The following is a 1,266-nucleotide window of genomic DNA, read 5'->3' on the forward strand; positions in this document are numbered from 1 at the left end:
AGCACGGAGTGGCCGCAGACCGGCCGGCCACGCCGAGCCGCCGTCTCCTCCTTCGGCTTCAGCGGCACCAACGCCCACGCCGTTCTCGAAGAAGCTCCGCAGGACCAGGCGGAGCACTCCGACGACCCGCACGGCGACACCACCCTGCCCCTCACGGACGGCACGGTGCTGCCGTGGGTGCTGTCGGGCAGGACCGAAACGGCGCTGCGCGACCAGGCGCAGCGGCTCCTGGACCATCTGGAGGAGCACACCGACCTGGAGCCCGCCGACATCGGTTCCTCCCTGGCGCTCACCCGTTCCGTGCTCGACCACAGGGCCGTGGTGGTCGGCCGCGACCGAGCCGGCCTCGTCAGCGGACTGCAGGCACTGACCCAGGAGCAGGCGTTGCCCGGGCTCGTGCAGGGGTCGGGCACGGGGAACAAGGGGGTGTTCGTGTTCCCCGGACAGGGGTCGCAATGGGTAGGCATGGCCTCCGCGTTGTTGGACGCTTCACCCGTGTTCGCTGCCCGGATCGATGAGTGCGCGGCGGCGCTGGACCCCCTCACGGACTGGTCGTTGGTGGATGTGCTGCGGCAGGTGCCGGGTGCGCCGTCGCTGGAGCGGGTGGATGTGGTCCAGCCCGCCCTGTTCGCGGTGATGGTCTCCCTGGCCGAGCTGTGGCGGTCGGCGGGTGTGCAGCCCGCTGCCGTGCTCGGCCATTCCCAGGGAGAGATCGCCGCCGCCTGTGTCGCAGGCATCTTGAGTCTTGAGGACGCCGCACGGGTGGTGGCTCTGCGCAGCCAGGCGATCGGCCGGGTTTTGGCCGGGCGTGGCGGGATGGTGTCGGTGGCGCTGCCGGTGGCGGCGGTGCGGGAGAAGATCGCCGTCTGGGGCGAGGAGCGGGTGTCGGTGGCGGCGGTGAACGGGCCGTCGTCGGTGGTGGTCTCGGGTGAGCCGCAGGCGTTGGAGGAGCTGCTGGCCGTCTGCGAGGCGGAAGAAATCCGGGCCCGCAGGGTGCCGGTGGACTACGCCTCGCATTCCGCGCAGGTGGATTTGCTGCGTGAGGAGTTGCTGCAGCTGCTGGGCGGGGTCGAGCCCCAGCCGGCGCAGGTGCCGTTCCTTTCCACGGTGACCGGCCGGTGGGTGGAGGGTCCGGAGCTCGCGGCGGGGTACTGGTTCGACAACCTGCGTCGCACGGTCGAACTCGACGGTGCGGTGCGCATGTTGGTGGAGCAGGGTTTTGGTGCGTTCGTGGAGTGCAGTGCGCATCCGGTGCTGGCGATGGGT

1 protein-coding gene is annotated in these 1,266 nt (G+C 70.9%); it reads left to right on the forward strand.

Annotated features, from left to right (window positions below):
• The coding region (locus tag LMU33_RS40770) for an acyltransferase domain-containing protein (RefSeq protein ID WP_228627154.1) at nt 1-1,266 on the forward strand (1,266 nt) is incomplete at both ends.

The organism is Streptomyces barringtoniae (assembly GCF_020819595.1).
GTDB classification, from domain to species: domain Bacteria; phylum Actinomycetota; class Actinomycetes; order Streptomycetales; family Streptomycetaceae; genus Streptomyces; species Streptomyces barringtoniae.